This window comes from Paenarthrobacter sp. 2TAF44 (assembly GCF_052114885.1).
Lineage (GTDB): Bacteria > Actinomycetota > Actinomycetes > Actinomycetales > Micrococcaceae > Arthrobacter.
On sequence record NZ_JBFRFP010000002.1, the window covers coordinates 43,177 to 69,264 of the forward strand.

Genomic DNA, 26,088 nt, shown 5'->3' on the forward strand with positions numbered 1-26,088 from the left:
TGTCACGATAGAGCACCTGCGCGGTGATCAGCCCACAGCTGCCTTGGCGGCGTAGTGGCGGTACCTCGTCAGGAACTCGGGCGTCCCGGAGGTCTTCGACTCAGCAACCTCGATTCCTTCAAGTGGCCAATCAGGCAGCCTTCCCGTGAGGACGCCGGCTGCTTGCCGAGCAGCACCGTCTGCAACGTATTCGCCCGGAGCGGGTACGAACACCGGCAATCCGAACACATCAGCGGCAACCTGCTGCACGGCTTCGGACTGGGCGCCGCCGCCCACAAGGATGATGCGTCGGGCCGCCACGCCTTGCGCTTGCAGAGCAGCAAGGCCATCGGCCAGGGAGCACAACACACCCTCGACGGCGGCCCTGGCTAGGTTGGCTGGCGTGTAGTTGGAAACTGTGAGCCCATGGAGGGAGCCTGTGGCGTCCGGAAGATTGGGCGTCCGTTCGCCTTCAAAATACGGCACCAGGGTCAAGCCGCCGGCCCCTTCCTCGGCAGACAGGGCCAGCTTGCCGAGTTCCGGCAAATCCACGCCGAGCAGTGCGGCAGTGGCATCGAAAATGCGAGTGGCGTTGAGCGTACAGGCAAGCGGCAGATAGTTCCCGGTGGCGTCGGCAAAACCTGCCACCAGCCCACTCGCATCCCGTGCCGGCACGTCCGAGACAGCGAAGACAGTTCCGGACGTTCCGATCGAGATAACAACATCCCCGATGGCGGCGCTGACTCCCAGCCCCGCTGCGGCGTTATCGCCTGCGCCTGGCCCGATCAAGGCACCGTTCGGCATCTTTCCGGCAGCATCTAAAGGCCCGACGACGGCTGGCAGCACCGGGACATGGCCGAGCGTGCTTTTCAAGACTTCCGGCAAGTATTCCCCCGTCTCGGAGGAGAAGTAGCCGGTACCGGAAGCGTCGGAACGATCAGTCCGGAGCAACTTCAGAGATGACGGCCCGGGGCCCGGCCCATGACCGGCCAAACGCCAGGACAGCCAGTCGTGCGGGAGGCAAACGGCCGCAGTGGGTCGGGCATTCTCGGGTTCGTTTCGAGCCAGCCACCGTAGTTTGGTGGCCGTCAGCGATGCCACCGGTACAGTCCCCGTGCTGGCGGCCCAATATGCGGCTCCCGCCGCGGGATCACCTTCGCCGGCTTCCAGGATCAGCTCTTCCGCGTCCAGTGCGGACCGGGTGTCATTCCACAGCAGTGCTGGGCGGACCACGTTTCCTGATTCGTCCAGGCACACCATTCCATGCTGCTGGCCACCCACCGAGACAGCATCGACGTCGTCCAAGCCGCCCGCCTGGCTGATGGCTTCCTGAAGGGCAGTCCACCAGTGATCTGGATGGACCTCGGTGCCCTCGGGATGCGAAGCGCGGCCCTGCCGCACCAGGGCGCCAGTGTCTAAGTCCCTGATGACTACCTTGCAGGACTGGGTGGAGCTGTCGATCCCGGCGACGAGAGGCATGCGTTTTGTTCCTTTGGGGACTTGTTCCGTTACGGACCGTCGCCGGGGCTGGCAGCCCCGAAATGAAGCAATCCTGGTGACCCCGGCGACGGTAATGCGAATGGCTGATTTTTCCTGGAGGCTGATGCCTTTAGCGCGCGCCCAGAAGGTGCTCAATGGCCAGCTGGTTGAGGCGGACGAAGGCGAACGAGCGCTCGGCGGTCTTGTCGGCGTCGAACGTTTCGAAGGCGCTGGCGTCAGCCAGGAGGTCCGCAGTGGTTTCGCCAGCGTTCAAGGTGGGCTCGCCGAGCTCGAACACGCCGGAGGTGGTCAGCGCTTCCTGAACCTCCGGATCGGCGCGGAAAGCGAGGGCGCGTTCCTTCAAGAGCAAGTACATGGACATGTTCGACTTTGCCGATTCCCACACGCCGTCGTAGCCGTCGGTGCGGGAGGGCTTGTAGTCGAAGTGACGCGGGCCGTCATACTTGGGTCCGCCGTTGGGGAAGCCATTCTCCAGGAGGTCCACGGTGAAGAAGGCGCTGGTGAGGTCGCCATGGCCGAAGACGAGGTCTTGGTCGTACTTGATCCCACGCTGGCCGTTGAGGTCGATGTGGAAAAGCTTGCCGGCCCAGAGGGCTTGGGCAATGCCGTGGGTGAAGTTCAGGCCCGCCATTTGCTCGTGGCCGGTCTCGGGGTTGAGGCCCACAATGTCGCCGTGTTCCAGCTGCGCGATGAACGCAAGGCCGTGACCAACCGTCGGCAGGAAGATATCGCCGCGGGGCTCGTTTGGCTTGGGTTCCAAGGCAATCCGAAGGCCGTAGCCCTTCTCTTTGATGTATCCGGCGGCGGTGTCCACGCCTTCCTTCATCCGGTCCAAAGCCGCGGAGAGATCCTTGGAGCCGTCGTACTCGCTGCCTTCGCGGCCGCCCCACATCACGAACGTCTCGGCGCCGAGTTCAGCGGCGAGGTCGATGTTGCGCAGGATCTTGCTCAAGGCAAAGCGTCGGACGGAGCGGTCGTTGGAGGTAAATCCGCCGTCCTTGAAGACGGGGTGGCTGAACAGGTTGGTGGTAACCATCGGAACCTTGAGGCCCGTTTCGGCCAATGCGCCCTTGAAGTTCTTCAGGATGAGGTCACGCTCGGATGCGCTGGCGTCAAAGGGGACAAGGTCATTGTCGTGGAAAGTGATGCCGTAAGCGCCGAGTTCACTGAGCTTGTGGACGGCTTCAATCGGGTCCAGGGCTGCCCGGGTTGCAACGCCGAAGGGATCGGCGCCTGTCCATCCCACGGTCCAAAGGCCAAACGTGAAACGGTCCTGGGGAGTTGGCTGCGGGGTCATTGTTGCTCCTTTGCAAGGCGGCGAGGAGGCCATGGATGAAAAGCACTCCAATTAGTTTTCAATCTGAACTATATGGGGGATGATGGATCATGGTCAATGGAAACCGGCAAAAATCTTTCAACCCCGTGAGGAGGCTGCGAGAGTGAATGAGCAAGCTGCCCCCGGGCGCGTAGGCGACGTCCGCCGTCGTAATCTTTCGCTTGTCCTGGATTCGATCGCCCGCAACGGCGATGCCAAGCCCAGCCGCGCCCAGGTGGCTGCTGGAACTGGGCTGACCAAGGCCGCAGTGTCGAGCTTGGTGGCTGATCTGGTGGAGTCAGGCCTCGTCTCCGAGGTAGGCCTGTATCGCGATGGAGAGCGGGGCCGGCCAGGTCAGGGCCTCGAGCTCAGCTCCCGCCGAGGTGTTGTCGGGATGGAAATCAACGTCGACTATCTGGCCGTTGGCCTGGTGGACCTCGGCGGGAACCTGCGCTTCAGTTCCACAGTGGAGTCCCGCAACCGGGGGCTCAAGCCGGGCGCGGTCATGGAGCATCTGGGTGAACTCGCCGATCAGGCCAAAGCGGCAGCCGCTGCTGAAGGCATCACGATCCTGGGTGGCGGACTTGCAGTCCCCGGCCTAGTTGATGAGCAGCGCAACATCGTCCTGTCCGCTCCAAACCTTCATTGGGAGCACGAGCAGCTGGATCCGCAGGCGTTGCTGGAAGACGCGCCGCTCGGTGTCAGGCTGTCCAACGAGGCAAACAGTGCTGCCCTTGGCGAGCTTTGGTACGGCGATGGCCCGGCGGACTTCCTCTACGTTTCGGGCGAAGTTGGCGTTGGTGGCGGGGTCATCATCGGTTCGGAGCTCTACACGGGACCTGGCGGCTCAGCCGGCGAATTGGGCCATATCGTGGTGCATCCAGAAGGGCCGTCATGTTCCTGTGGAGGGGCTGGCTGCCTGGAAACATTCGCTGGACAGGAAGCTGTTTTTGAGGCTGCCCGCATCCCGGAGGGGTCACTTGGCGAGCGAACCGAACTTCTGCTCGCGGCCTTGGCCGCGGACGAGCCGCATGCCAAGCGTGCAGTGCGCGACGCCGGGCGGTACCTGGGCATCGCGCTCGCCTCTTCTGCGCGTCTGATGGACATCGAAGCCGTGGTACTCGGGGGCCACTTTGCCGTCCTCGCCGATTGGCTGAAACCGGCAGTGCTGTCGAGTTTGGAAAGGTACGCGCCGGGGCTGCTGGAGCCGGAGAGCCTCACCGTTTCCCGTTTGGAGCACTCGGGGACGCTGCTGGGTGCGGCGGGTCAAGTGATCCGCGCTGTCATTGAATCGCCTTTCGAATTCCTTCTGGGCAAGCCCGCGTAGGGCATCTTTCCCCTGGGAGGTTTTCCGGGATTCGCAGGATCTCTGCGCTGGGTTCTTCCATGCGAATCATCAGTATGCTTACTATTAAGTGGTCAGTTTGTTCGCGCATGCTCAACCCACGAACAGGTGTCCCATGACTACTCAGAATTCAGCACACACCAGCACAGCGAAGGCGGGCAACGCTCCCGCCCCTGACGACGACCGTAAGCCGGACAGTCTCAACGACCTCGTCAAACCCACGTGGACGTATATCGCCAAGAGGACGTTGCGGGAGTTCAATAAGGATCAATGTCCTGATGCCGCTGCCGGCCTTACCTACTATGCAGTGCTTTCCCTTTTCCCGGCGCTCTTGGCGTTGGTTTCCCTCATCGGGATCTTTGGCGACGCCGGGAAAACCACCACGGCATTACTGGACATCGTGCAGCAATTCGCCCCCGGGCCCGGTGTTGACGCCATGCGGCAGCCCATCGAGGAACTGACGCGGTCCTACGCGGCGGGCTTTGCTCTGGCCCTCGGCATCTTGGTGGCGTTGTGGTCGGCCTCCGGTTACACCACGGCCTTCAGCAGGGCGATGAACCGCGTGTACGAAGTGGATGAAGGCCGTGGCTTCGTCAAACTGCGCGGCACGATGCTTGCCGTTACCATTGTCGCCCTTGTGGGCGCGGCACTGGCCGCCGCGATGCTCGTCCTCAGCGGGCCAGTGGCCGAGGCTATCGGTAAGGCAATCGGAATGTCCGACACGATCCTGACCGTGTGGAACATTGCCAAATGGCCGGTCCTGATCCTGCTGGTGGTCATTGTCATCGCCGTGCTCTACTACTTCACCCCAAACGTCAAGCAGCCCAAGTTCCGTTGGATCAGCCCGGGGTCCCTCATCGCCCTGGTGATATTTGCCCTGGCATCGTTGGGCTTTGCCTTTTACGTTGGGAACTTCAGCAATTACAACAAGACGTATGGAACGCTGGCAGGCGTCATCATCATGCTGCTATGGCTCTGGATCCTTAATATGTCGCTGCTTTTTGGTGCAGAATTCGACGCCGAAATGGAACGCGGGCGCCAATTGCAGGGAGGGATTGAAGCAGAAGAGACAATCCAACTTCCGCCCCGGGGCACCAAGCGCAGCGACAAGCAGCAGAAACAGGAAGAGGAGATTATCCGCCGCGGGCAGGAACTTCGGGAAAACTACGATGACGAAACACGCACCAACGAATCACAGGAACGCACAGCCGATGCCGAAGACAAGAAGTGAACCTTGCGTCAACGGGCCCGGCACCAACCGGAAACTCAAGAGCGTCCGAGACGGCGACCGTGTCGAAATCCACGGTGAGGTTTTCCGTGTCAGTTCCGTCCAGCCAGAGGAGGGAACCCGGAACATCCGGCTGGAGTTAGAATCCAACGACGGCGGCACTCTCACCTTGATCGGTGTTCCACGCGCCCAGGTCCACGTGCCCGCCAACGTGTAGCCGGACTCAGGATCCCGCTCGGATTACGCCCCTGCAGGAAAGCCCTGATCGGCGTCATCCCACCAGCCCTCCCAGGCGCTGGAGGACAGGCGCTCAAAAGCGAAGGTGGCAGCAGGCGTCGTTTCTTCAGGGGAATCGCCCGAGGACCCGCTGTGGCTACTGCTGGCGTCCAGGAAAAAATTGAGTGTCTTCAAGAGCATCATGGTGGTGTCCTTTCAGTGGTTTCTTGGACTTCTTTGTCCAGGTGAAACCAGCGTAGGTGGCCATTGTTTCCTCTCATCGACGCAATGTTTCAGCTATGTACCACTTATCTAACATGGGCATTCCGGGTCTCGCTGCTGAAACAAACAGGGTGCGAAAAAAGCGAGCCCCTGCCGTGACCGGGCAGGGGCTCGCTTGCTTGGGGGCGGTCCTCCCGCGGAGCTTAGGGCATCCGCAGGAGGACCACGTTTTAGGCGTACGGCAGAACGAGTTCCGCGTAGCGCTGCTTCATGGTTTCCAGGACGGTATCGCCATCGGCATCCCAGATTTCCTGATTGAAGATCTCAACCTCGATATCGCCCGTATATCCGGCGTCGCGCACCCAGGTGCCGATGGTCGCGAAGTCAATGACGCCGTCGCCCATCATTCCGCGGGACAGCAGCGCGTCCGAAGCGATCGGCAGGTTGAAATCGCATACCTGGTAGGAGGCAATGCGGTTATGGCGTCCGGCACGCTCGATCTGCGCCTTCAATTCCGGATCCCACCAGACGTGGAAAGTATCGACGGCGACGCCCACTGCCTTCGCGTCGTAGGGCGCTGCAAGGTCCAGGGCCTGGCCAAGGGTGGAGATGAGGGCGCGGTCTGCGGCGTACATCGGGTGCAGCGGTTCCAGCACCAGCCGCACACCGTTCTCGGAAGCGAACGGGACGAGTTCCTCGAGCCTGTCAGCCACGCGCTGGCGTGCCGCGACGACGTCCTTCTCGCCAGGAGCGAGCCCGCCGACCACAAGGAACAGCTCCTGCGTATCCAGCGCTACTGCTTCGCGGACGGCATTGAAGTTGTCGGCCAGGGCCGCAGCTTGGCCTTCGGCATCAGGCGCTGTGAGGAAGCCGCCCCGGCACAGGGACGAAACACGGAGGCCGGCGTCCTTGATGAGCTTGGCCGCCTTGTCCAGTCCGGCCTCGGCCACCCGGTCACGCCACGGCCCGATCGCGGGGATGCCCGCGCGCGCACAACCGTCCACAGCTTCGGCAAGAGTCCACTTTTTGCTCGTGGCGCTGTTCAGCGAGAGTCTGGAAACGTCGCTCATGCGCCCACTCCGTTGATCCGCAGGTAGTCGGACATCCGGAATGCCGCCAATGACGGGTCCTTCAGCAAGCCGGCCTGATCGGCAAGTTCGAAGGTCTTGGCAAGGTGCAGGACGGATCGTCCCGAGTGCAGGCCTCCAACCATCTGGAATCCGGGCTGTTTGCCGTTGAGCCAGGACATGAACGCGATGCCGGTCTTGTAGTAGAACGTCGGTGCGCTGAAGATGTGCTTTCCGAGCTCACGGGTGGAGTCAAGGATCGCGCGCCCTTCTGCACCTTGGCCGGCGTCGTACTTCTGCAAGGCAACCGAAGCGGCAGGGTAAATGGCGGCAAAGATGCCCAGCAGGGCGTCTGAGTGGTGGGTGTCGTCGCCGTCGATCAGCTCCGGGTAATTGAAGTCGTCGCCTGTGTAGAGGCGCACGCCTTCCGGAAGGTTGGCACGGAGGGCGACTTCATGGGAAGCGTCCAGAAGCGAGACTTTCACGCCGTCGACCTTGTCCGCGTGCTCGCGGATGAGGCTCAGGAACGTTTCGGTGGCCACAGAGACGTCGTCCGAGCCCCAGTAGCCGGCCAGCGCGGGATCGAACATCGTGCCCAGCCAGTGCAGAATGACGGGCTGGTCAACTTCCTGCAGGAGCGTCGAGTAGACGTGAAGGTAGTCGTCGGCGCCGGTGGCCACCTTTGCCAAGGCACGGGAGGCCATGAGGATGACCTTGGGGCCGGCCTCGCTGACCACGGCGATCTGCTCGCGGTAGGCATCGATAACTGCCTGAATGCCGGCAGCGCCCTCGGGGAGCGCAGCGATGTCCAGCTGGTCGGTGCCTGCGCCGCAGGAGACGAGATCGCGGACGGACTTGCCTGCTGTCGCGGCGCTCCCTGCGGAAACTACGGAAGCGGCCTCGGCACCCGTGCGCTTGATGAGCTGCTGGGTGGCTGCCCAGTCAAGACCCATGCCGCGCTGCGCGGTGTCCATGGCGTCAGCAACGCCCAGTCCGTAGGACCAGAGCTCGTGCCGGTACGCCAGCGTGGCATCCCAATCGAGCTGGGCCGGGGCGCCGGGGGTGTTGTCAGCCGCGACCTCCGGGATGACGTGGGCTGCGGCGTACGCGCGGCGGGCCGTCAGGGGAGCGCTCGGCCTGACCCAGGCAGTGGCGGGCTGGAGGCGGTACTCGCGGGTGCCGCCGTCGTCGGTAGGAAGAATGAGTGACGTCATTAGAGGGTGATCTCCGGGATGTCGATGGTGCGGCGCTCTGCCGAGGACTGCAGGCCAAGCTCGGCAAGCTGCACGCCGCGGGCTGCGGAGAGCAGGCCGAAGCGGTGCTCGCGGCCAGCGACGACGTCGCGCAGGAATTCTTCCCACTGCAGCTTGAAGCCGTTGTCGAGCTCAGCATTGGCCGGTACTTCCTGCCACTGGCTGCGGAAGGATTCAGTGACAGGCAGGTCCGGGTTCCAGACAGGCTTGGGGGTGTGGGCGCGCTGCTGTGCAACGCACTTGTTCAAGCCGGCGACGGCGGAACCGTGCGTGCCGTCGATCTGGAACTCAACCAGTTCGTCGCGGTAGACGCGGACGGCCCAGGAGGAGTTGATCTGGCCGATGACGTCGTCGCCGCCCGGGGTTTCAAGTTCGAAGATGCCGTAGGAAGCGTCGTCAGCGGTGGCCTTGTATTCCTTGCCGGCTTCGTCCCAGCGTGCGGGGATGTGCGTCGCTGTCTTGGCGTTGACGCTCTTGACCTTGCCGATAATGCCTTCGAGCACGTAGTTCCAGTGGCAGAACATGTCCGTGGTCATTCCGCCGCCATCTTCCTTGCGGTAGTTCCATGACGGGCGCTGTGCAGCTTGGACGTCGCCTTCGAAGACCCAGTAGCCGAATTCGCCACGAATGGAGAGGATGCGGCCGAAGAAGCCTTCGTCCACCAGGCGGCGGAGCTTGACCAGACCCGGGAGGTACAGCTTGTCATGCACGACGCCAGCAGTGACGCCGGATTCCTTGCCGATCTGTGCGAGCTCGATTGCTTCTTCGAGAGTTTCAGCCGTGGGCTTTTCGGTGAAGATGTGCTTGCCGGCGCGCATGGCCTTCTTCAAGGTGGCGGCGCGAAGGCTGGTCATTGAGGCGTCAAACACGATGTCCACGGTGGGATCGGCGATGACGGCGTCCAGGTCGGTGGACCATTCGGAGACCTTGTGGAGTTCGGCGAGTTCGCGGATTTTGGCTTCGTTGCGGCCAACGAGGATCGGTTCGACCTGTACCTTGGTGCCGTCTTCGAGCGTGAAGCCACCGGCGTCGCGGATGGGGAGGATGGACCGCAGCAAGTGCTGGCGGTAACCCATACGGCCGGTGATGCCGTTCATGGCGATGCGGATCGTCTTTGTTTCGTAGCCCATGTTTTCTCCAGGTCCTTGTGTGCCGGCCGCTGTGCGTTTCCGGTGTTTGCAATTCGAAGGGTGGGAAAGCGCATTCCCGTTGCTTCGATCATGCACCATGCTGGGATGGGTTGGCAAGCGCTTTCCCAAAAATGGGTGAAGACTGCCATAATTCCCTTAGCGCCAGTCTCGAAGGCTTGCAGAAAAGGAGGGCCTCGTGGCCGCCAGCACACTAAGTGAAGTTGCCCGTTTGGCAGGGGTCTCCCTGGCCACAGCGTCCCGTGTCCTCAACGGTTCCACCCGTAAACCCGCAGAGGATATTGCGGAGCGAGTCCGGGAGGCTGCGGAAAAGCTCGGCTACGTCCCCAATGCCCAAGCCCAGGCGCTCGCAAAGTCCAGCTCAGGGCTCATCGGCTTGATTGTCCACGACATCGCCGACCCCTACTTTTCCGCCATTGCCCGCGGCGTCCAGGAGGCAGCCCGCCAACAGAACCGTATGGTGCTGTTGGCCAGCACGTCCGGCGCCCCTTCGGATGAGCGTGAAGCCGTGGCAGCCTTCGCTGCCCGTCGCGCAGATTCAATTGTCATTGCGGGTTCACGCTCGGCACGGCCCGAGGACGAGCAAAGCAACCTGGAGCTCGCTGCCGAGTTGGACCGCTATTGCCGTAATGGCGGGCATGTCGGCGTAGTGGGCCACCCGATCGTGGGCTCCACTGCCGACGAGGGCTACCACGTAGTTGAGGTGCCCAACGAGGACCTCGCCGCGGAGCTTGCTGACGAGTTGGCTGCCTCCCATGAGGGCGCCTTCGTCATTGTTGGCGGCCCTGAGGGACTCTTTACCTCCGATGACCGAATCCGCGGCTTCCAGCGCGGACTCGCCGACGCCGGCCGGCCCCGCGCCGAGGTTATCCGAACAGGCTTTAACCGTGCGGGAGGATACGATGCCGGACTTGCGCTGGCCGAACGAATCAAGGCCTCCAACGAGCGCCTCTGCATCTTCGCGGTGAACGACGTCATGGCCATCGGTGTGACCGCCGCCCTGCGGTCGGAGGGCGTGTGGATTCCGCGTGACGCAAACATCGCTGGTTTTGACGATATCGAAACCCTGCGGGACTTCCGTCCCGCCTTGTCCACGGTGTATCTGCCGCTGGAGGACATTGGAAGGCTTGCGGCCGGCGACCCGGAGGGCGGCCCTGTGGTTGGTTCCGTCAAGCTCCGCCGAAGCACGGAGCTTCCCGTGGAGAGCCAGGCGGGTTAGTTGGTGCCCTAGCACCCAGCCCGGGCCTAAGCGGTGGCTCTGGTTAGCTGACGGCATCCGGTGATTACACATTTGTGGCGATAACGCTATGAATATGTAATCGACGCAAGTGCGAGCTGATTACATATTCATAGCGATACCGCTAGGATTATGAAATGGCATTGAGTATCCCCGAGCTGGCGAAGCGCCTTAACGTCAACGAGAGCCGAGCACGGCAGCTCGTCCAATCCGGACGCATTCGGGGCCAACGGGTCGGCGGACGCTGGATCGTTGACGAAGCCGACGCTGTCCAGTACCGGCCTGGTAAGCCTGCTGGCCGGCCCCTGTCCGAACGGAGTGCCTGGCAACTCATATCCTGCTTCCGGGAAGACAGCTCGCGGTCCTCTCTCCTCGATGACTTCGAACCCTCGCCGGTCGAGAAGCATCGCCTGAAAGAGCGCATCAACCGGCTGCAGGACTCCTCGGACTTACTCAAGCTTCTCGCAGCATGGCTGCCCAATCGCGCCGAAAAATTCGAGTTCTCTTCCAGCCCGGACGACATCGCCGAGCTTCGGGGGGACAAGCGAATCCACCTTTCCGGAGTCTCTCACCCGCGTTCTGGGCTGCTGGCCACCTCAGAGGTTGAAGCCTACGTGCGACGCGACGAACTCAAGGCCGTCATCAAGGACTGGTTCCTGGTTGAGCCATTCCCCGGCAAGAGGCCGAATGTAATCCTCCGCGCCGCCGAGCAAGTCCCCGACGAACTTCCCCCACTAGTGGTGGCGGCAGACCTGGCCGAACGGCCCGGTGTTCGTGAACAACAAGCCGCACGCGAAATCCTCAGGAGCGTCCATGCCGATTGAACTTCCCGCAATGTTCATCGAACAGCAGGAAGCATGGCAGGCTGTCTTCGAAATCCATAGTGCAATGCCGCAGGGTTGGGTTCTGGTCGGCGGTCAAGCGGTCTTCCTGCACGCTGTCGAACGTGGTGCCCGGGACGTGCGACCCACCAAGGACGCCGATATGGCGTTGGACATCCGCACATACCCCACGATGCTTCACGATTTCACTGAACTCCTAGTGAAGCTCGGCTTCGAATCCGCGGGAGTATCCCTGGAGGGCTACCAGCATCGATGGGAGCGCGGCGAGGCTTTGGTGGATGTCCTCATTCCGCGCCATCTGGGTGAACGAGCCGAGAAGCGACGCGGAGTTAGCGGCGGGACCACGATTGCTGCCCCCGCCAGCCAACAAGCTCTCGACCGTTCGGAGACCGTCGAAGTTCAAGCGGGATCAGCGTCCGGCAAGGTCAACCGGCCCACGATCCTCGGCAGCCTCATCGGCAAAGCGGGAGCGCTGACCATCATCAATGACCCCCTACGGCAACGACACATCGATGACTTCCTTACCTTGGCCTCTGTTGTCCGAGCCTCTGACCTTCGTAACGTCACCTACAAGCGCGCTGAGCGGGACCATCTCGCAAACATGCTTGGTCGCCTTGCCAATGAACCGGAGCTCATGGAACTAGTGCCGGAAGGTGCCGAGGGCGTGGAACGCCTGCGAATCTCGCTGAACTAGGTGTTGACGGACGGCGGGACTAGCCGGTCCGCAATAACGCTCACGAACGGCATTTTGAATCAGGTTGGCGCTAGTCTTCCCCGAGCGTGATGGTGTGCAGGAATGCTGCGTCGTTGAGCACATTGTCCGGGAGGTCATCCTCAACGAACTCCAACATGATGTCCATGTCCTTGCCGTTTCCCCGCAGTGCGTCGGACACTGTCTGCCACAACAGCTTCCTGTTCCGGAGCGGGAACCGTTCGGCCTGAGGGCCCCAGGAAAAGCAGTGGACCCCAACGACGTGAGGCAACACCCGATGCAGCGAGTCAAGCGCTTGTTGGTCGGAAAGCCCGACGGCGGGTTGCCAGTAAGTGCCGAGGTTGGGATGGTTTACGCGGCGCAGGAGCTCAAGCGTTGTTTCGGGGGAGTCGGTGAGGGTGTTGCCGTGATACTCGAAGGCGATGGCTATTCCTCGCTCGGCCGCCAGGTCTGCCACCCGTTGCGCGTCCTTTACGACAGCGTCCCACTGACTGTCTTGAGCGTCTGCCGAACCAAGCTCCCCAGCCCAGATGCGTATTCGAGGTGCGCCTAAGGTCGCCGCCAGCTCCAATGTCGGGCCGAAATCGCCGAAGTCGGCGGCGCGGTAGTAGGAGCCAAGCGAAAGGACCGTGAGGCCAGCAGCTTCCGTTGCTTCCTTGGCGTGCACTGCGGATGCGGCGTCACTGACGTGGACATCCGTACCCCACTCGATGCCTGCCAAGCCTGCTTCGGAAGAAATACGGACGACGTCGTCAATCCCCGACTCCCGTAGGGTGACGGAACAAATGCCGGGCGTGAGGTCCGCCAACGTAGTGAGGTCGATCATTGGTTCAGGATAGCCGGAATGCGCTTACCATGTGTAAGCCGAACGGTTTGTCTTGCTCGTGCAGCCCTGCCTACTATTGTCTCGGTAGCGGTTCCTGAAACAATGGATTGCGCGCCACTTCGAAGAGCCCACGCCATTGTGCGTGGGTTCTTGCGTTAAGAGCACGATGGGGGAGTCAGTGGTGCTGATTGCATATCTCGATGAGTTCGGGCATGTACGTCCGTACGTGGACAGGGATCATGCCACACACAACACCCATTCGGTTTTCGGGTAGCCGTTAGTTCGACTTACTCAGCGCCCTCCCCATGATCGCCTGGGTAAGTGCATCGATGACTTCAGCGTTGGCCAAGGGATTCCGGATCAAGGTGAAGTCGACGTCTCCCACGGGCGGGAGGTCGAAACGCTGGGTGATGACTTTGAGGTCCTCGGGGACCAGGGATGCGGGCATCACGGCAACGCCAATACCCGCCCGGACTGCGGCTAGCACACCGCTGATCTGCTTGGTGCTGCACGTGATGCGCCATGTGCGGCCCGCCGCTTCCAAAGCGTCGATGGCCAACTTCCGGCTCAGGCTTGGCGCGGGATAGGCAATCAGCGGCACGGGCGCCCCGGGTTCCAGAACTGTTTGCTCAACGCCGACCCACGCGAAGTTGTCATGCCGAACAACCGTGCCTTCCTTGGCCCCAGCCACCCACTTCACGAACACGAGATCCAGCTGTCCGGCGTTGAGGCGTTTGTAGAGTTGGTCGCTTTGGCTGACGGTTAGTTCGAGGTTGATCTGGGGATAAAGTTGCCGGAATTCGCGCAGGATCCGCGGGAGGCCTGTGATGGCGAGGTCGTCGGCAGTGCCAAACCGGAGGCGGCCCCGCATTGCAGAACCGGAAAAGTAGCGTGCTGCGGAATCGTGGGCTGCCAGGATACTTCGGGCAAACCCGGCCATGGCATCGCCGTTGTCCGTCAGTCGGACTTCCCGGGTGTCACGGGCCACCAGGACCCGCTTGGCGGCGGCTTCGAGCTTGCGGACGTGCTGGCTCACTGTTGGCTGGGCAAGCCCCAATCGTTCGGCCGCCTTGGTGAAACTCAGCGTTTCAGCGACGGCAAGGAAGGAGCGGAGCTGGACAGGTTCAAACACGGAACTCCTCAAGCACTGGGTCGAATTGCTGCGGAAGTGCGGGAGCCTCATTGCGATCCGCAATGCTAGTTATAGGCGTAATACGCTTCCATAATTGCTGCTGGCAACCATAGCGTTAAAGGCATCCCACCGAAACTCTCGATCCGAGGACTACCTTTGGCACCCCCACCGCCTTCAGCGGCAAATGTCAGCCAGCCCGTCATCGATTCCCTGTCCGCGCCGCAGACGCCGGACACCGTCACCCAGCCACTCGCCGTCGTAAGCGAAAAGCTGCCCTGGCGGCACACCTTTATCTCCCTGAAGGTACCCAACTTCAGGATCTTCGCAATCGGCCACTTCATTGCCGTGATTGCGATCTGGATGCAACGCATCGCCCAGGACTGGATGGTGCTTCAGCTCTCCGGCTCCGTCACCGCCGTCGGAATTACCGTGGCCTTGCAGTTCATGCCGTCGTTGTTCCTTGGCCCGTGGGGCGGCATGATGGCCGACCGCTTCGCCAAACGAAAGATCCTCATCATCTGCCAGTCCGCGGCAGCGCTGCTGGCTGCGACATTGGCGGCGCTTTCCCTCAGCCAGCGCGTAGAAGTCTGGCACGTCTACACAATAGCCTTGGTCCTGGGTTTTGTGACCGTCCTGGACCAGCCCGCGCGGCAGGTATTTGTCAATGAACTCGTCGGTCCCAAGTACCTGCGCAACGCCATCAGCGTCAACTCAACAACCTTCCAGCTCGGTGGCCTGATCGGCCCGGCACTCGCGGGATGGCTGCTCACTGCTGTGGGCGCTGGTTGGGCATTCGCGGCCAATGCCGTGGCGTGCTGCTCGACCGTGACTATGCTCCTGATCCTCCGCAAAGACCAGCTGCACCTTAGCCGACCGACGCCGCGCAAGAAGGGCATGCTGCGCGAAGGCCTCCAGTACGCACTCAGCAAACCCACCATCTACTGGCCATGGTTGATGGCCGGGTTCGTGGCCGTTTTCGCTATGAGCCTCCCGGTGCTGCTGGCCGCCTTTGCGGACCACGTGTACGACGCCGGGGCCGGAGGCTACGGCCTGCTGAACGCGATGGTTGCGCTCGGTGCACTGACGGGCGCTGTGACGTCCACTCGACGTCGTCAGCTTCGGTTGCGGTCGGTGGTGCTGTCGGCAGGCTTGTACGGCCTGATGCTATGCCTATCGTCCGTGATGCCGTCGATGGTCTGGTTCAGCGTCTCGATGGTCCTGGCCGGATTCTGGTGCCTCATGTTCCTCACCGCGGCAAACCAGATGGTGCAGACCAGTTCCAACATGAGCATTCGAGGCCGCGTGATGAGCCTTTACTTAGTGGTGCTCATCGGCGGCCAGGCAATTGGCGGCCCAGTGATGGGTTGGCTCGCTGAGCACCTTGGTCCGCACCTGGCCATCCTGGTGGCTGGCGGTGTGCCGGCAACGGCGGCGGCCGTGGTCGCCGTCGTGCTGGCCAGGAAGGCCTCCCTGCATATCAAAGTGGACTTGCGGGACAGGCGTCGTGTGCTCCGGATTGTGAACCGCACACAGACTGCATAACGGACGCAAGCGGCATAACCGCATGCAAACAAAAGGGCAGTGCCTGCGGTGAAGCCGCATGCACTGCCTTTTTGGTGGAGCCTTTAGGCTACGGGCGCTTGGACCGCAGTCGGCAGATGGGGGTACTCCGCGGAGCGTCCCTGGAACTCGAGCACATCCGGGTTGCGGATGACGCCGTCGCGAATCTCGATCGCGCGGGAGATCGTCTCATTGGCGTCCCATGCGTCAGGACCCGCGGCCACTGTCTCCAGGAATGGCAATAAGGCCTCGCTGATCTCCCAGCTGGCCGAGTTCCACAGGTAGGAGGGGCTGTGATCAACGGCGTAGTAGTTCACATGCCCGCCCACCCGGAACATGGGCTCATCGAATGTTGTGGACCTTGCCCAGCTGAATCCCATGCCGGGATCGCAGGACACGTCCACGATCAGGCTGTCCGGCCGGAAATCGGCCAGGTCCTCGGTCCGCAGGTACGTCAGCGGCGAGTTTGGGTCCTGCAAGGTGCAGTTGACCACAATGTCCGCGGCAGCAAGGAACGGGGCCAGTGGCTTGCGGCCCCCGTCTGTGATGACTTCGCTCAGGAATGGTGCATTGTTGTCGTGGTCGAACTGCACGATCCGCACTGAGTGAATCGGGGATCCAACCGCGGCGACACCGCGGTTGGTCAGCACCTGGACATCATGGACGCCGTGAGCGTTCAACGCTGTCACGGCGCCTCGGGCAGTGGCGCCGAAACCGATAACCACTGCGGTAAGACGGCGGCCGTAATCACCCGTGGAACCGGTCAAAGCCAACGCATGCAGCACAGAGCAGTATCCGGCAAGCTCGTTGTTTTTGTGGAAGACATGAAGTCCGAAACCGCCATCGGCAGCCCAGTGGTTCATTGCTTCAAACGCGATCAGCGTTAGTTTTTTATCGATCGCGAGCTGGGTGATGGCCTCGTCCTGAACGCAATGTGGCCAACCCCAGAGGGTCTGCCCGTCCCGGAGTTCAGCAAGATCCTCGGCCTGCGGCTTGGGCAGCAGAATAATGTCGTTCTGGGCGATAAGCTCTCGCCGTGTGCCCAGTCCGCCGACGAGCCCGGCGAGTTTGCTGTCCGAAACACCAAAGCGTTCGCCATAGCCATATTCAAGGTGCAGCCGCTGGCGCAGTTCCGGAGCGATGCGCTCAAGATGTTCCGGGTGGATCGGTAGCCGTTGCTCGTTGGGCTTCAGCGAAGAACCCAGGACGCCAATGCTTAGCGGACTTTGCGCCCCAATCACTTTTTATTGCCGGTTGCGGGTTTCGCGGCCGTAGTGTCGGGCGAGTCGGCAGCCCGTTTGTCCGCGCGCTTTTCCTTGATGGATTTACTGGACTTCTTCGATGCAGCTTGGCGCGGTGATTTGTCGCCCATGATCGCTCCCTAGAGCGGAGCCGAAATGGCTCCTGACTCCTGACGATACACCCAGCACCTGAGCCGCTGTGTATCGGGATGACTCACTGCGCAGGCTCGACGGCGGGCCGACCATGGGTCACACGGTGGCTGACGCGATCCGCGGTGTCGTCAACGCGGACGAAGTGCTCCACAGGCTCCATGTAGAACCGGGCACTGTTAATGACGCCCTCTTCCACGCCGAAAATGATGACGCCCGTGAGCTCATGTGGCGTGCCATCCCGCCACGCGCCCTGCATGTGCAGCTCGGTCCACGCCTGGTTGCCAGTCACGCTGTGGGACACCATTCGAACCTTGATGTCCGGCACTCCTGTGAAGAGTTGCTCCCAGTTGCTACGGATAGCGTCCCTGCCCGTGAAGCCCCTGGTGGGGTGGGCAGGCGTCTCATTGACATAGCCAGGCGCGAAGCATTCGGCCAAGGCTTCCAGATCGTGCTTGTTCGTGGCTTCCAGCAGGCGGTGGATGACGGCGAGGGGAGCCGCTTCAGCATCGTCGGTGAGAGTCATTGGGGGACCTCCCGGATAGGTGGATGTATCTACGAGTTTAGGCTCGGGGACGGCCGGGGTCGACGGGTGCGGGGGCTTATCTGATGAGTGCCGCCCGTCGTAATTCCCAACAAGATGACCCCCTGCCCGGAGGCAAGGGGTCATGATGGAGCGGGCGACGGGAATCGAACCCGCGTATCGAGCTTGGGAAGCTAGCGCTCTACCATTGAGCTACGCCCGCGTCGCTGTCGGCTATTCGCCGGAGCGAGTCCTAGCTTAGCGCAGTTACGGCGGTCCTCATGACAGGCGCAAACGCCATGTCTACTTGAAGAGCTTCAAGCTGTTCCAACCGGATCCAACCTGGGCGTAGGTGGTCCAGGAACCCCTGCCGAGGCCGTAATTGTAGAGGTTGCCATCAGCAGTTTGGGCAGTGATGCCTCGAGTGCCCGCACCGGTCAGCCCGAAGCTCGGGAGGAGCGTACGCATGTACTGCCAACCCGTGCCTACGGTGGTGGCCGGGCCAAAGAAACCAGCCCAGCCGTCTCCCCGATAGTTGACCAAAGATCCGGAAGCTGTCCTCGCCAGGATGTCGTTGGCGCCGTCGCCCTCCCAGTCGGCCATGGTCAGTTCCATGCCGTTCCAGCCCTTGCCGATGACCTGCGGAGCGCTCAGCGCACCGCCGAAGGTGTTGGGGTAGTAGCGCAGCACACCATCCGAAAAATACCCGACGACGCCGGGCCGGGGGTGCGCGTGCGTCCACTTGCCCACGGTAATGGTCATGCGATCCCAGCCGCCATTGCCCACGACAACCTGGCCAGCGAAGCCGCCGTCGGGAAGGCCGCGGTAAACGCCCAGGACGCCGTTGTTCCACTGCGCAAGGATGTCGTACACGCCATCAATGTCCCAGTCCACCACGAAGCCCTGCTTCAAACCCGTCCATCCCGAACCGATCTGGACTGGCGCCCCATACCCGCCTGCCGCCGTCGCGGGGTAACGCAGCATCCGGCCTGAAGAGTCGGCAGCTACGAGGTCGGCGCCGGACTTGATGCTGGCGGCGGCTGCCGGTTTTCCAGCGAAGTAGTGCTCCAGCGTCGGGAATCCGCGACGGTTCATGTCAGTGGCCAGCGCTACGCCAACGTACCGCAGATGCCACGGCTCATAGCTGTACCCGGTGGTGCCCGTGTAGCCGTTGGGGTACCGGACGATGAAGCCGTATTTGTGTGCGTTCGCTGCCACCCATTTGCCAGCCGCCGTGTCTCCGAAGCAGGTGCTTAGGCCACAGGAACCAGCAGCATTGCCGATGTCCATGGCGAGGCCCGTCTGGTGTTCGCTGTACCCGGGACGTGCCGAGATGGTGTCCGCAATCTCCTCGCCGTAAATATCCTTGTAGTAGGCGTACACCTCCTGCTGCTGGGCATACGAACGGTAGCCGCTCACGATCGACAGGCCGCCGGTACCAGCATCGGCTGCTCCCTGGAACAAACCATTTAGCCATGCGGCGGCCTCGGCCCGCATGTACTGGCCGGAGCCACGGGCATTGATGAGGTCGTTCGGGGCGTAGCTGACTGGATTCAGCGGCCTGGATTTATTGACCAGGACAGAGAAGCTTGCAGGGTTACCGATGGGGTCCAGGCTTGGCAGGGGATTCACAGTGGTGGGCACTGCCACTTTGTTCGCGACTGTGGATGCCACCGTAGATGCCGCTGCCGAGGGTGCCGTTGTTGGAAGTGCCGACGCAGGCGCCGCCGTGATGACTCCGCCAGCCACCGCCATGGCGAGGAATGCCGCGCAAGCAGCCAGTCGCCGTCGTGCATTGCCGTGGACAAACGGATGTTTCAGTACTCGCATTACGCCCCCAATTTGGTTTTTGCCAGCGGCACGAACTCTACCCGGCCCGGGACTATGTGTCAGCTGTGTCTCAGATACGCCGCCAGGTAACCATTCGGTCAAGGCTCGTTTGTCTTGTGTCGCAGGCAAGCGAGGCTGACTATTCTGAAGGTGTTAGCTGCAGTGTATGGGGAACCGGGCTACGACATTCGAACCGTACGCCGAAAGAGGTTTCCGTGGCATTTGCAGCTTACGAAGTGGTGATCAGCAGGGATGCCATGACCGTCTATGGATTCCTGATGGATGGCATGAACAACTCCCTTTGGCGTTCCGGCATCCGCAGCATATCGGTTCGATCCGGGGTGCGCGGCCAGAAGGGCGCGGTCTATCAGCAGACGCTCACTGGCCCGGGAGGCCGGCCGATCGCGGCTGACTTCCAGATCACCGAGGGCCGGCCGGGCGCAGAAGTGCGCTTCGCAGTGGTGGCCGGACCCGCCCGGCCCACGGGCGGCTACTACCTCAGCACCGAGGGCAAGACCACCCGGCTCAGGTTTGCCCTGGAGTACCACCCCAAGGGCTTGCAAAAACTCATGAACGGCATGATCCAGAAAACCATGGAAAGTGAAGTTGCCCAGTTGGAGCAACTCAAGACCGTCATCGAGTCCGGCCAGGCGGTTTGACTACTGGGCGGTTCCCTACTGGGCGAGCTTGAAGCCGCTCCAACCGCTGCCGATGATCACCGGCGTCGTCAGTCCTCCCGACGTGAGGTCCCAATACTCCAAAACTCCATTGGTGCCCAGGCCCGCGACGCCCGCGGTGTTTGCGCCGGTCACTCCTTGAAGTGAACGCAAACCGGTGTAGTCGGTCCACGCCGCACCCACCACAGGCCTGGCCTCCTGCTTCGGGGTGCCCAACCCGGTGCCCCGGTACAGCCTCAGGTATCCGTTGGGCTCCACCGTGAGGAGATCCTGGAAACCATCCGCGTTATAGTCCACCATGCTCAGCCGGACGGCCTTGTTGCCTGTTCCGATTGCCGCCTGGGTTCGTATGTATGTCATTCCGGAATTCTTGTAGAACCAGAGCCCGCCGGATGCATCCATGGCCACAATTTGAGGCAGGCGGTTGTTTGCACACCAATTACCCACGGCTATGTTCAGGGACTCCCACCCCTGGCCCAGGACTCCCGGCGATCCGAAGCCACCTGACTGTCTGCCCGGGTACACCAGGAGCGCTCCATCCAGACGTTGGGCGATGAGGTCAAAGACGCCGTCGCGGTCCCAATCCGATACGAACAACTCCTTGAGCCCGGTGAAACCGATTCCGATCTTGCGGGCCGTGCCGTACTTGGCGTTACCCAAGGACGGGTAGGAATACACCGTTCCGTCCGAGCTGATGGATACAAGGTCTGCAGCGCTGCCGATGGCTGCCGCGCTGAGATTCACGGTAGGCGGCTGGTACTTGCCGCCGGGTTCGCACACACTCACAGGATCCGTGGGCGGCGTAACCGTCCCGCCGGGCCGCGTGGTGGTTCCGGCAGGCAGCGTGGTGTAGCCGAAGAAATTGACCACGCCCCACAGCGTGTAGCGGTTGGGAGTCGTTTGCCAATTGCCATCCGTGTACGTGATTCCAATGCCCATCACATTGAAGCGTGGATCACGCAGCAGGGCGTCGTGACCGGGGGAGCCCTTCCACCACTCCACCAGTTGGGCAGCGTCACGATCCCATCGGACAGCAATGACCTCACCAGCGCCGTTGTTCGGGTTCAGCGCCCGCGGATCCGTCCAAAAGTTCGCCCGGTGCTGGATCACTTCACGGCTGGCGATGCTGTTCGACCATTCCTGCGCCATGCTCGCCACCGTGGCGTGATACTTCACCGGGGCCAGGCCCAGAGAAGCGCGGTAGCTGTTGATCGCGTTGAACACGGTCAGGATGGCCGCGGTGTTGTCGTCCGGGAGAAGCGCGAGGGCACCGTTGTCCGGATCCGCATCGCTGCTCGGGGTCTTGCCGGGGAAGGGCGTGGGGGCTGGCGTTGGTGTGACCGGCGTTGACGATGGAGTGGGCGTGGGTGTGACAGGCGTTGGTGACGGCGCGGGTGCCGTTTGTGAATGCGTCGGTGTTTGGTTTGGTGAGGGTGTTGGCGACGGCGTTTGGTTTGGTGAGGGTGTTGGCGACGGCGTTTGAGTCGGTGGCGCTGTTGGCGTCGGTGACTCCGACGGGCCAGGTCCTACGGCAGGCGCTGTTGGCGTTGGAACGGAGGTGGGGGAAGCCGACGACGGTGCAGACGCGGCGGGAGGACTTGGGGCGGGTGGCTCGTTGGCCTCAGGGCCGGAGGGAGTGCCGTCCGAGGAAGGATTGTCCGGACCCCATGAGGGTCCGATGTTCGGCACCGGAGGGGGCGTCTCAACAGTCGGATCTATCGCAATCGGTCTAGTCGGCGCACCATTTTCTGAACCGAGGCTGGTCCCCGAACCCAGCCCTGGCGAAGGCTCGGCGTTGGCTTCTTCGCTGGCCGCGGGGGTCGGCCCCAAAGGTGCGGGGTCCGGCGTCGTACTGGTTGCAGGGGCCTTGAGGCCGGAAGGAACACTGCCCGAAGAAGTAGTGCCGCCGCCCGGTACGGCGTCTGTCGCTGGCAGGATTTGACTGGACGCGGCTACCAATATGGCCAGCGCGCCAGCCAGCACGATAGCCGCAGGCGCTGACAATTTCCCCACAATTACCCCGCGAATGCTCGTTGCCCCCAAGTACGGGCGCGGCTTTACATGTCCGGGAACTATAGTCCCATGGGGCGGCCCGGACAATGCATGGCCCGGACAAGGCATGGGGTATTTTTGATGCTGTGCTGATCTCTGACCGCGATATTCGTGCCGAAATAGACTCCCAACGGATTGTCCTTGAACCGTACGATCCCGCGATGGTTCAGCCGTCTTCCGTGGACGTGCGGATTGACCGGTTTTTCCGGCTCTTCGATAACCACAAATACGCCCACATCGATCCCGCCGAGGAGCAGCCCGAGCTGACCCGGCTGGTGGAGGTTGAAGGCAATGAACCTTTCATCCTGCACCCGGGTGAATTCGTACTGGGCTCAACGTACGAGACAGTGAGCCTGCCCGACGACATCGCTGCCCGCCTCGAAGGTAAGTCGTCCCTCGGCCGGCTTGGTTTGTTGACGCACTCCACCGCGGGCTTCATCGATCCCGGCTTCTCAGGGCACGTCACGCTGGAGCTTTCCAACGTGGCGACGCTGCCTATCAAGTTGTGGCCGGGCATGAAGATCGGCCAGCTGTGCTTCTTCCGCCTGACATCCTCAGCGGAACACCCCTACGGTTCCGGTGAGTACGGCAACCGCTACCAAGGCCAGCGCGGACCAACCGCCAGCCGAAGCCACCAGAATTTCCACCGCACAGCCATCTAAGCGGAAACCGGCTGGGCGTCAGGCCCTGATCGTCAGGCGCTGACCCTCAGTCGCTAGCGTCAGTCGCTAGCGTCAGGCGCTGACGGGTCAGGCAGTGGCGCGCTCGGCAGCCCGCGGCGGTGTGCGGGGACTCCTGCGGAGTGCCTTGACCACAGGCTCCACGAAGCGAGCCGCAAGCGGTCCCGTGATGGCCATGATGAGGACATAAGCGGTAGCCAAGGCTGCAACCTCGTCCGGCACAGCTCCCGAAGCTACCGCCAGGCCAGCAATGACGATCGAGAATTCGCCACGCGCAATCAGGGCCGCTCCCGCGCGGAAGCGGCCAGGCATTGCGATTCCCGCACGTTTGGCTGCCCAGAATCCTGTGACCATCTTCGTGGCTGTCGTCAGCAGGGCGAGCAGCAGTGCCCATCCCAGGACCGGCGGGATGGACGTGGGATCGGTGTTGAGGCCGAAGGCAACGAAGAAGATCGCGGCAAACAAGTCCCTCAGGGGTTCAAGGATGCGCGTCGCATTGTGGGCCGTGGCGCCGGAGATGGCAATGCCGAGCATGAATGCACCCACTGCAGCTGAGACCTGGAGGGCGGAGGCGATACCGGCGACCAGAAGAGCCAGCCCGAGCACGTTCAGCAGAAACACTTCGGAGTTCTCGCTGTGAACGGCTTGGGAGACGCGGTGCCCATGCTTGAGCGCGATCATCAGGACTACCGTGACGACAGCCAACGCGATGCCCACCGTCTGCAGTCCACCCAGGAACCCGACACCGGCCAGGATGGCAGTCAGAATGGGCAGGTAAATGGCCATGGCGAGGTCCTCGAAAACGAGGATGGAAAGCACTACGGGAGTTTCGCGGTTACCGATCCGGCCGAGGTCAGTGATGACCTTCGCGGCGATTCCTGAGGACGAGATGTAAGTAACGCCACCCATCACGATGGCGCCCACAAGACCCCAGCCCAGAAGAACGGCAATCCCGGCGCCCGGGAGGAAATTCAGCACGAAGTCCAGGACACCGGCCTGCCATGAACGTCTGAGCCCGGTGACGAGTTCAGAGGCGGTGTATTCCAATCCGAGCATCAACAGCAGCAGGATGACCCCGATTTCGCCCGACAGATGCGAAAACTCATGCATGCCATCCAATTTGACGAAGCCGCCTGCACCGAAGGCCAAGCCACCCACCAGGTAAAGCGGAATGGGAGACATGCCGATGCGGCCCGCTAGTCGAGCAAGGAGACCGAGGCAGAAGACGACGGCCCCCAGTTCAACGAGGGCTAGTGCGAGCGGATCCATGGCGGGTCAGCCGTTGCGGAGGATATCGGCCGCCGAGTCGAGGCCTTCCTGGGTGCCAACCGCAACGAGCAAATCACCAGTGTGAAGTACGACGTCGGGTGCGGGCGACGGGACGACCTCGCCTTCACGCATAATCGCAACGATCGAAACGCCACTGCGGGTACGGATCTGGGCTTTGCCCATGGGCTGGTTCACGAATGGGGAATCAGGGGTGATGGAGAACTGGCGGGTCACGATGCCAGGTATCTCGCGGTGGGCTTCTGCCAGACGCATGGCGATGTGCTGCCCGCCCAGGAGGTTGCCTAGGGTGGCGGCTTCATCGGCTGTGAGGGGAATGGAAGCCTGGCAGGTGTCCGGGTCATCCCAGGTGGACACGAAGAGCTCTGTCTCGCCTTCGCGAAGCTCAACGACACCGATGCGACGGCCCGAGGCCGTGACGAAATCCTTACGGATCCCAAGGCCCGGGAGTTCAGTCTCATCCACGTTCATATCTCCACCCTAACTCTGTTGTACCGTCTGGTACGGCGTTCGTATTCAGCCGGTCTTATCTAGTTAACGTTCTGGTACCACGGCTATTTCCACCTTGGTGGGCGGCTTCACCGGCAGGATCACCAGAAGGCCGGCGAGCAGGACAACCATGATGCCGAGGATGCCCCATCGCTGGGCTCCACCTTCTTCAACAATTGGAGCCGCAATTGTGATGCACAGGGTGAAGAGGGTGGGAGCAAGGAAGCTGACAGCCCGGCCCGTGGTGGCGTAGAGCCCGAAGAGTTCTCCCGACTCGCCGTCGGGGGCGAGCCTGGCCAGATAGGCCCTTGACGAAGACTGGGCTGGCCCAACAAAAAGGCACAGCAGCAAGCCGAAGATCCAGAAAGTATTGGCGGCAGGCCAGCTGTTTCCAAAGAACACGTAGTTTCCGTTGCCAAGCACCAGGATGAAGGTGCCCGCGATCAGCAGACCCACCAAGGAAATCACGATGACTGCCTTTGGTCCGATCTTGTCGTCCAGGAAGCCGCCGATGATGGCACCAACGGCTGCGACGACGTTGCCGAAAATCGCGAAGAAGATCACTTCCTTGAGTTCGAAACCAAAGGTCCCGGCAGCGATCACCCCGCCGAACGTGAAGACGGCAGCAAGGCCGTCGCGGAAGATCGCGCTGGACAGCAGGAAGTAAATGGTGTGGGGACTGGTGCGATAGATGGCCACGATCCGCCGGAGCAGCAGCTTGTACGACGCGATGAAGCCCAGGGAAGCGGTGTCCTTCTTCACGGAAACTTCCGGAACGGCGAACAGCACGGGCAGGGCGAAGATGAAGAACCATAGGGCCGAGAAAATGGCCACAAGCCGGATGTTCAGTGATTCTTCAGTGGAAGCACCGAACCATTCGAAAGATGGCTGCACGAAGAGTTGCAGGACCAGCAACAGGGCCACGATCCCACCGAAGTATCCCATGCCCCAGCCAAAACCGCTGACCTTGCCGATGTTTTTGGGTGTGGAGATTTGGGCCAGCATGGCGTTGTAGTTCACGCCGGCGAACTCAAAGAAGATATTGGCAAGCGCGATCAGGCAGACACCAAGAAGAAGGAATCCCGGCTGCGGGAAGACAAAGAAGCACAGGGCCGTGAGGACGGCTGTGGCAGCCGTGTTGACTCCGAGCCAGAGCTTGCGCCGCCCGCCGGCATCCGAACGTTGGCCCGTCACCGGGGCCAGCAGCGCGATGGCCAGGCCCGCGACGGCCAACGCAGCACCAAGTGCGGCAGACGCGGCGTCCTCTCCACCGAAGGCAGACGAGGTCAGGTACACCGTGAAGACGAATGTGGTCATGATCGCGTTAAAGGCAGCCGAGCCCCAGTCCCAGGACGCCCAGGCAAGGATTTGGCCCTTCTTGGAGGAAGCAGGTCCGGAGGCAAGCTCGGATGCTGGGTGGGAGGCTTCGGGAACTGCGGCCGCGTTCATAGCCTGAATGCTATCGGGCCTCGGACAGTGGCGGGCAGATGACAGACCGCTATGTGAATAACGCACGGGGAATTCATTCGCAGGCCCCGCCGGCTCCGGCCAAAAACTGTCCGGGCCCCTTGATAAAC

General features: G+C 62.0%; 24 protein-coding genes and 1 tRNA gene. 8 read left to right on the forward strand and 17 right to left on the reverse strand.

From position 1 onward, the window contains the following. Positions 1-27: 27 nt before the first annotated feature. Together xylB and xylA are read right to left on the reverse strand one after the other, a co-directional pair. Entirely contained in the window at positions 28-1,458 is a 1,431-nt protein-coding gene (gene xylB, locus AB4Z15_RS02625; protein ID WP_442015940.1) for a xylulokinase, read from the reverse strand. Positions 1,459-1,588: 130 nt separating this feature from the next. Then, complete coding sequence (gene xylA, locus AB4Z15_RS02630) at positions 1,589-2,776, reverse strand: xylose isomerase (RefSeq protein ID WP_442015941.1); 1,188 nt, start codon at positions 2,774-2,776, stop codon at positions 1,589-1,591. A gap of 82 nt (positions 2,777-2,858) precedes the next feature. Here xylA and AB4Z15_RS02635 point away from each other — a divergent pair, with 82 nt between their 5' ends. After that, the gene (locus AB4Z15_RS02635) at positions 2,859-4,121 is read left to right on the forward strand and encodes an ROK family transcriptional regulator (RefSeq protein WP_442016185.1); all 1,263 of its coding nucleotides are present in this window, start codon (positions 2,859-2,861) and stop codon (positions 4,119-4,121) included. 133 nt (positions 4,122-4,254) lie between these two features. After that, positions 4,255-5,370, forward strand: a complete 1,116-nt coding sequence (locus tag AB4Z15_RS02640) for a YihY/virulence factor BrkB family protein (RefSeq protein ID WP_442015942.1) — start codon at positions 4,255-4,257, stop codon at positions 5,368-5,370. A gap of 237 nt (positions 5,371-5,607) precedes the next feature. Here AB4Z15_RS02640 and AB4Z15_RS02645 read toward each other — a convergent pair whose 3' ends face one another. From AB4Z15_RS02645 to AB4Z15_RS02660, 4 genes are all read right to left on the reverse strand, one after another. After that, positions 5,608-5,787, reverse strand: a complete 180-nt coding sequence (locus AB4Z15_RS02645; RefSeq protein WP_442015943.1) for a hypothetical protein — start codon at positions 5,785-5,787, stop codon at positions 5,608-5,610. A gap of 248 nt (positions 5,788-6,035) precedes the next feature. Further along, positions 6,036-6,875 carry a sugar phosphate isomerase/epimerase family protein gene (locus AB4Z15_RS02650; RefSeq protein ID WP_442015944.1) on the reverse strand — a complete coding sequence of 280 codons (840 nt, stop codon included), beginning with the start codon at positions 6,873-6,875 and terminating at the stop codon, positions 6,036-6,038. After that, complete coding sequence (locus AB4Z15_RS02655) at positions 6,872-8,086, reverse strand: dihydrodipicolinate synthase family protein (protein WP_442015945.1); 1,215 nt, start codon at positions 8,084-8,086, stop codon at positions 6,872-6,874. The genes AB4Z15_RS02650 and AB4Z15_RS02655 overlap by 4 nt, the downstream gene beginning before the upstream one ends. Then, entirely contained in the window at positions 8,086-9,255 is a 1,170-nt protein-coding gene (locus AB4Z15_RS02660) for a Gfo/Idh/MocA family protein (protein WP_442006089.1), read from the reverse strand. Before AB4Z15_RS02660 ends, AB4Z15_RS02655 begins: the two co-directional genes overlap by 1 nt. A 196-nt stretch (positions 9,256-9,451) precedes the next feature. Between AB4Z15_RS02660 and AB4Z15_RS02665 the strand changes: the two genes are divergently transcribed. The 3 genes from AB4Z15_RS02665 to AB4Z15_RS02675 all read left to right on the forward strand — a co-directional run bounded on the left by AB4Z15_RS02665 (position 9,452) and on the right by AB4Z15_RS02675 (position 12,046). Beyond that, complete coding sequence (locus AB4Z15_RS02665; RefSeq protein ID WP_442015946.1) at positions 9,452-10,492, forward strand: LacI family DNA-binding transcriptional regulator; 1,041 nt, start codon at positions 9,452-9,454, stop codon at positions 10,490-10,492. A 155-nt stretch (positions 10,493-10,647) separates the two neighbouring features. Beyond that, entirely contained in the window at positions 10,648-11,334 is a 687-nt protein-coding gene (locus AB4Z15_RS02670) for a helix-turn-helix domain-containing protein (protein WP_442015947.1), read from the forward strand. Beyond that, positions 11,324-12,046, forward strand: coding sequence for a hypothetical protein (locus tag AB4Z15_RS02675; RefSeq protein WP_442015948.1), 723 nt, complete (start codon positions 11,324-11,326; stop codon positions 12,044-12,046). Before AB4Z15_RS02670 ends, AB4Z15_RS02675 begins: the two co-directional genes overlap by 11 nt. A 70-nt stretch (positions 12,047-12,116) precedes the next feature. On the opposite strand, the gene AB4Z15_RS02680 is transcribed toward AB4Z15_RS02675, so the two are convergent. Both AB4Z15_RS02680 and AB4Z15_RS02685 read right to left on the reverse strand, forming a co-directional pair. Then, positions 12,117-12,890: a sugar phosphate isomerase/epimerase family protein gene (locus tag AB4Z15_RS02680; protein WP_442015949.1), complete on the reverse strand. Its 774-nt coding sequence runs from the start codon at positions 12,888-12,890 to the stop codon at positions 12,117-12,119. A gap of 277 nt (positions 12,891-13,167) precedes the next feature. Next, entirely contained in the window at positions 13,168-14,022 is an 855-nt protein-coding gene (locus AB4Z15_RS02685; RefSeq protein ID WP_223934726.1) for a LysR substrate-binding domain-containing protein, read from the reverse strand. A 156-nt stretch (positions 14,023-14,178) separates the two neighbouring features. Here AB4Z15_RS02685 and AB4Z15_RS02690 point away from each other — a divergent pair, with 156 nt between their 5' ends. Next, on the forward strand, positions 14,179-15,564 hold the full coding sequence (locus AB4Z15_RS02690; RefSeq protein WP_442015950.1) for an MFS transporter: 1,386 nt from the start codon (positions 14,179-14,181) through the stop codon (positions 15,562-15,564). Between the two features lie 83 nt (positions 15,565-15,647). Here AB4Z15_RS02690 and AB4Z15_RS02695 read toward each other — a convergent pair whose 3' ends face one another. The 5 genes from AB4Z15_RS02695 to AB4Z15_RS02715 all read right to left on the reverse strand — a co-directional run bounded on the left by AB4Z15_RS02695 (position 15,648) and on the right by AB4Z15_RS02715 (position 19,326). After that, complete coding sequence (locus tag AB4Z15_RS02695) at positions 15,648-16,823, reverse strand: N(5)-(carboxyethyl)ornithine synthase (protein WP_442015951.1); 1,176 nt, start codon at positions 16,821-16,823, stop codon at positions 15,648-15,650. Continuing rightward, positions 16,820-16,954 carry a hypothetical protein gene (locus AB4Z15_RS02700; RefSeq protein WP_442015952.1) on the reverse strand — a complete coding sequence of 45 codons (135 nt, stop codon included), beginning with the start codon at positions 16,952-16,954 and terminating at the stop codon, positions 16,820-16,822. Before AB4Z15_RS02700 ends, AB4Z15_RS02695 begins: the two co-directional genes overlap by 4 nt. 83 nt (positions 16,955-17,037) lie before the next feature. Beyond that, positions 17,038-17,499 (reverse strand): nuclear transport factor 2 family protein, encoded by a 462-nt coding sequence (locus tag AB4Z15_RS02705; protein WP_442015953.1) that lies wholly within the window; start codon positions 17,497-17,499, stop codon positions 17,038-17,040. Positions 17,500-17,645: 146 nt separating this feature from the next. Beyond that, positions 17,646-17,719, reverse strand: a tRNA-Gly gene (locus AB4Z15_RS02710). Positions 17,720-17,799: 80 nt separating this feature from the next. Beyond that, a complete protein-coding gene (locus AB4Z15_RS02715) occupies positions 17,800-19,326 on the reverse strand; it encodes a M15 family metallopeptidase (protein WP_442015954.1) in 1,527 nt (508 codons plus the stop codon). Positions 19,327-19,541: 215 nt separating this feature from the next. Here AB4Z15_RS02715 and AB4Z15_RS02720 point away from each other — a divergent pair, with 215 nt between their 5' ends. Continuing rightward, entirely contained in the window at positions 19,542-19,985 is a 444-nt protein-coding gene (locus AB4Z15_RS02720; RefSeq protein ID WP_442015955.1) for a hypothetical protein, read from the forward strand. A 15-nt stretch (positions 19,986-20,000) separates the two neighbouring features. Here the strand turns inward: AB4Z15_RS02720 and AB4Z15_RS02725 are convergent, their stop codons facing one another. Next, entirely contained in the window at positions 20,001-22,007 is a 2,007-nt protein-coding gene (locus tag AB4Z15_RS02725) for a CAP domain-containing protein (RefSeq protein WP_442015956.1), read from the reverse strand. A 134-nt stretch (positions 22,008-22,141) separates the two neighbouring features. On the opposite strand from AB4Z15_RS02725, the gene dcd reads away from it, so the two are divergent. Next, positions 22,142-22,717: a dCTP deaminase gene (dcd, locus tag AB4Z15_RS02730; RefSeq protein WP_216927188.1), complete on the forward strand. Its 576-nt coding sequence runs from the start codon at positions 22,142-22,144 to the stop codon at positions 22,715-22,717. An 87-nt stretch (positions 22,718-22,804) separates the two neighbouring features. Here the strand turns inward: dcd and AB4Z15_RS02735 are convergent, their stop codons facing one another. The 3 genes from AB4Z15_RS02735 to AB4Z15_RS02745 all read right to left on the reverse strand — a co-directional run bounded on the left by AB4Z15_RS02735 (position 22,805) and on the right by AB4Z15_RS02745 (position 25,960). Continuing rightward, positions 22,805-24,004 (reverse strand): cation:proton antiporter, encoded by a 1,200-nt coding sequence (locus tag AB4Z15_RS02735; RefSeq protein ID WP_442015957.1) that lies wholly within the window; start codon positions 24,002-24,004, stop codon positions 22,805-22,807. Positions 24,005-24,010: 6 nt separating this feature from the next. Further along, positions 24,011-24,493, reverse strand: a complete 483-nt coding sequence (locus AB4Z15_RS02740; RefSeq protein WP_442006072.1) for a cation:proton antiporter regulatory subunit — start codon at positions 24,491-24,493, stop codon at positions 24,011-24,013. A 63-nt stretch (positions 24,494-24,556) separates the two neighbouring features. Further along, the gene (locus AB4Z15_RS02745) at positions 24,557-25,960 is read right to left on the reverse strand and encodes an MFS transporter (protein WP_442015958.1); all 1,404 of its coding nucleotides are present in this window, start codon (positions 25,958-25,960) and stop codon (positions 24,557-24,559) included. Between the last annotated feature and the right edge of the window lie 128 nt (positions 25,961-26,088).

Excerpts from the sequence above, each read along its gene's own strand:
- xylB (WP_442015940.1), bottom strand. The coding sequence starts at position 1,458 with ATGCCTCTCGTCGCCGGGATCGACAGCTCCACCCAGTCCTGCAAGGTA.
- xylA (WP_442015941.1), bottom strand. The coding sequence starts at position 2,776 with ATGACCCCGCAGCCAACTCCCCAGGACCGTTTCACGTTTGGCCTTTGG.
- AB4Z15_RS02635 (WP_442016185.1), top strand. The coding sequence starts at position 2,859 with ATGGATCATGGTCAATGGAAACCGGCAAAAATCTTTCAACCCCGTGAG.
- AB4Z15_RS02640 (WP_442015942.1), top strand. The coding sequence starts at position 4,255 with ATGACTACTCAGAATTCAGCACACACCAGCACAGCGAAGGCGGGCAAC.
- AB4Z15_RS02645 (WP_442015943.1), bottom strand. The coding sequence starts at position 5,787 with ATGATGCTCTTGAAGACACTCAATTTTTTCCTGGACGCCAGCAGTAGC.
- AB4Z15_RS02650 (WP_442015944.1), bottom strand. The coding sequence starts at position 6,875 with ATGAGCGACGTTTCCAGACTCTCGCTGAACAGCGCCACGAGCAAAAAG.
- AB4Z15_RS02655 (WP_442015945.1), bottom strand. The coding sequence starts at position 8,086 with ATGACGTCACTCATTCTTCCTACCGACGACGGCGGCACCCGCGAGTAC.
- AB4Z15_RS02660 (WP_442006089.1), bottom strand. The coding sequence starts at position 9,255 with ATGGGCTACGAAACAAAGACGATCCGCATCGCCATGAACGGCATCACC.
- AB4Z15_RS02670 (WP_442015947.1), top strand. The coding sequence starts at position 10,648 with ATGGCATTGAGTATCCCCGAGCTGGCGAAGCGCCTTAACGTCAACGAG.
- AB4Z15_RS02675 (WP_442015948.1), top strand. The coding sequence starts at position 11,324 with ATGCCGATTGAACTTCCCGCAATGTTCATCGAACAGCAGGAAGCATGG.
- AB4Z15_RS02680 (WP_442015949.1), bottom strand. The coding sequence starts at position 12,890 with ATGATCGACCTCACTACGTTGGCGGACCTCACGCCCGGCATTTGTTCC.
- AB4Z15_RS02700 (WP_442015952.1), bottom strand. The coding sequence starts at position 16,954 with ATGGGCGACAAATCACCGCGCCAAGCTGCATCGAAGAAGTCCAGTAAA.
- AB4Z15_RS02705 (WP_442015953.1), bottom strand. The coding sequence starts at position 17,499 with ATGACTCTCACCGACGATGCTGAAGCGGCTCCCCTCGCCGTCATCCAC.
- AB4Z15_RS02715 (WP_442015954.1), bottom strand. The coding sequence starts at position 19,326 with ATGCGAGTACTGAAACATCCGTTTGTCCACGGCAATGCACGACGGCGA.
- AB4Z15_RS02735 (WP_442015957.1), bottom strand. The coding sequence starts at position 24,004 with ATGGATCCGCTCGCACTAGCCCTCGTTGAACTGGGGGCCGTCGTCTTC.
- AB4Z15_RS02740 (WP_442006072.1), bottom strand. The coding sequence starts at position 24,493 with ATGAACGTGGATGAGACTGAACTCCCGGGCCTTGGGATCCGTAAGGAT.
- AB4Z15_RS02745 (WP_442015958.1), bottom strand. The coding sequence starts at position 25,960 with ATGAACGCGGCCGCAGTTCCCGAAGCCTCCCACCCAGCATCCGAGCTT.